Source organism: Thalassolituus sp. UBA3500 (genome assembly GCF_002377545.1).
In the GTDB taxonomy this organism is placed as follows: Bacteria; Pseudomonadota; Gammaproteobacteria; order Pseudomonadales; family Oceanobacteraceae; genus Thalassolituus.
In genome coordinates this window covers 1-2,587 of sequence record NZ_DFQB01000022.1, presented here as the reverse complement: position 1 = coordinate 2,587, position 2,587 = coordinate 1, and the positions used below count along the sequence as shown (strand labels likewise).

At 52.6% G+C, this 2,587-nt stretch carries 1 protein-coding gene and 2 pseudogenes; all 3 read right to left on the bottom strand.

Features of this window, described 5'->3' with window-relative positions; translation table 11 throughout:
* A pseudogene (locus B2R29_RS05010) lies at positions 1-320 on the bottom strand (DUF1329 domain-containing protein); the annotation flags it as partial.
* A 33-nt stretch (positions 321-353) separates the two neighbouring features.
* The gene (locus B2R29_RS05005; protein ID WP_301180060.1) at positions 354-2,192 is read right to left on the bottom strand and encodes a DUF1302 domain-containing protein; all 1,839 of its coding nucleotides are present in this window, start codon (positions 2,190-2,192) and stop codon (positions 354-356) included.
* Positions 2,193-2,410: 218 nt separating this feature from the next.
* Positions 2,411-2,587: pseudogene (locus B2R29_RS05000) on the bottom strand (acetyl-CoA C-acetyltransferase); the annotation flags it as partial.

The following is a 2,587-nucleotide window of genomic DNA, read 5'->3' as shown; positions in this document are numbered from 1 at the left end:
TGACGAATCATCGCCACCTGGCCTGGAGACAGCTTGTCGGCGTACTGATCAACATTGCTCTGATCGATAACAAACTCAGGCTGCTCATCAGGGAACGGATTCACATAAATACCGTCGCCTTTGTAACCGGCTGGCGGAGTCGTTAACCCGCCGGTCCACGCCGGGATGGCGCCACCGTTACCGGACTTCTCTGCACCCATCGGGGTCAGAGTGTCTCCCAGTTTGGCCGCTTCTTCTGCAGAAACCGCGCCCCAGGCCTGACCGGTAAAGAGACTTGCAGCCAGTACACCTGTGGCCAGTAGTTTCTTGTTCAGTTTCATCTAAATTACCTCGTTGAACGAATTCGGTCCGGTTCAGAATGAGTAGGAAACGCTCGCACTCACGAAATCACGGTCGGTCAACTCGTTATACGGTTTGCCACCGAAAAAGTTTGTGTAGCCGATGTTGCCTGTGATCTTGTTCTGGTAGACACCAGTCAGCGAGAGACCAATAGACTTGTTACCCTCATTGAACGCGCCTCCTGGCTGCGGTGCATAGCCTTTCACATCATGGCTCCAGGCAATCTGCGGTGACAGATTAATACCTGCGACAACGTTCGGATAATCCCAGACGAATCGCGCACGATAGCCCCAGGAGAAGTCGGTTACAAAACCATCGTTGGTGCAATAGTTAGTGTTGATGTTCGCGGATTCCCCAGACTCACACTGCCCATTGGGCAGAACACCAATACCAAAGGTCCCTGAACGGCCATAACGAGCCTCGTCCTTGCCTGGGAGATCGTGCACATAGGTTGCACCGAACTCTGTAATAAACGACAGGCGGCTTGCACCCATGACCTGATCGAAGAACTTGATCAATGTCATTTGAGCCTGCGATACACCGTAGCGGTCATAGCCTGATACTTCTACGTTATCAGTTGTGCCAAACTCTGCCTGCAACCGCTCCGCTTCACGCTGATACAGCAAACTGGTATCACGCTGAAGGCCACCATAGATAAGTTCAAAGGCGTTCCACTGAATTGGCAACTTATCCCGATAACTATATTCGGCACCAAGGGACCAACCGCCAGGTGTGGTCGTGTTGATACTGATTCCGTAAAGATCAATACCTTCCGGATACTCGATGAAGTAGCTCGGGAAACGCCCCCCAGCCGCCTGGTTACTGGTAACACCACTGATGTAGGGAAGTCGACTGTTGTACTTGATGTAGTAGAAGCCCAGCTCGGAATCATTAAGTGCAGGTACATACCATCGCAGCGCAACACCAAACTGGTCCTTCGAATCTGCCTCACGATCCCCGAGACGTGGCGCAATGAAACCCTGCTCATAAGCTTGACTGTCTGACAACTGACCGGCAAGGAGAACCGGACCACAGCCATCAGCTACGAAATCATTTGTGGAGAAAAAGGTACCGCAGTCATCTATGCGAACCTTTTCCCAGTCCGTCTGCACAAAAGCCTCAATAGTGACGTTTTCGGTAACGCCCGCAGAAATGTAAAACATCTCAACTGGCAGCAAGGCATCCTTCAACTCCGAACCGGGAGCCCGGAACGCACGAATATCCACCGGGTTGATCACGTTTATACCACCTGAAATAAAGGTGCTCTCCCCCCAGCTTACAACCTGTTTCCCGTAGCGCAAGCTGACGGGAACATTCCCGAAATACCAGTCAGAAAAAACGTAGGCATCCAACAACTCGCCACCGGAAGCGTTGTCTTTTGCTTCACGGTTCAATTCCCGACGCTGCCCCACAGGGTCGACCGCTCGCATTTCGTCTTTAAGCTCGAAGTCGTACCAGTAGCGGCCACGAATCAAGCCACCCACCCGAGTGAGCATGTCGCTGTCGACATTGTAGTTAAGAAACAACTCACTGTTACCCTTAACAACTTTAGAGTAGGTGTCACCCTTTTCGAAGTTCAGGTTGCCGTCGTCATAGTTGTTGCTTGAGGCACCAATGTTGGCGAGCGATCCGCCGGGAGCGTACTCAGGACCCAAGTTGCCTTGCGTAATCAGTCGCTTGTCCGGATCCTGAACACGCCAGCCTACACCGGCACTAAGGGTGGTATTGAACTGAGCCTCAACATCACCCATGTAGAACGAGTATGCTGCTGCCTGGCCGGACACACCGGCGGCTATGGCTACGGCAAGTGGTAACTTGGTCCAACGCTGCCACGGTTGAGTTTTTCTTGTCATTGGAAGGCTACTCCGTTGTTGTTCTGAGTCGCTGCTCGATTGTTCTGGTGTTAGGTGTCCTGACGGCTGTACACACAGTGCCGTGATGATTGCACTATAGCTAAGCCCTTCGGGGGCTTTGATCAGTCAAAAGTATGATTTTGCTGTCACTCTCTGTTCAGCCGGGGCTCGCACTCCCTCACTATAGACAAGATTCAGGAGTGCAACCACCTGTCGTCTTACAGCATTTCGATCGCCATTGCGGTGGCTTCACCACCACCGATGCAGAGCGCGGCAACACCCTTCTTTTTGCCATAGCGCTTGAGGGCATGCATCAGGGTAACCAGAAGACGGGAACCGGTAGACCCAACCGGATGCCCCTGGGCACAGGCGCCACCGTGAATATTCACCTTGTC

Coding starts and splice junctions, on each gene's coding strand:
- B2R29_RS05005 (WP_301180060.1), bottom strand. CDS start 2,192: ATGACAAGAAAAACTCAACCGTGGCAGCGTTGGACCAAGTTACCACTT.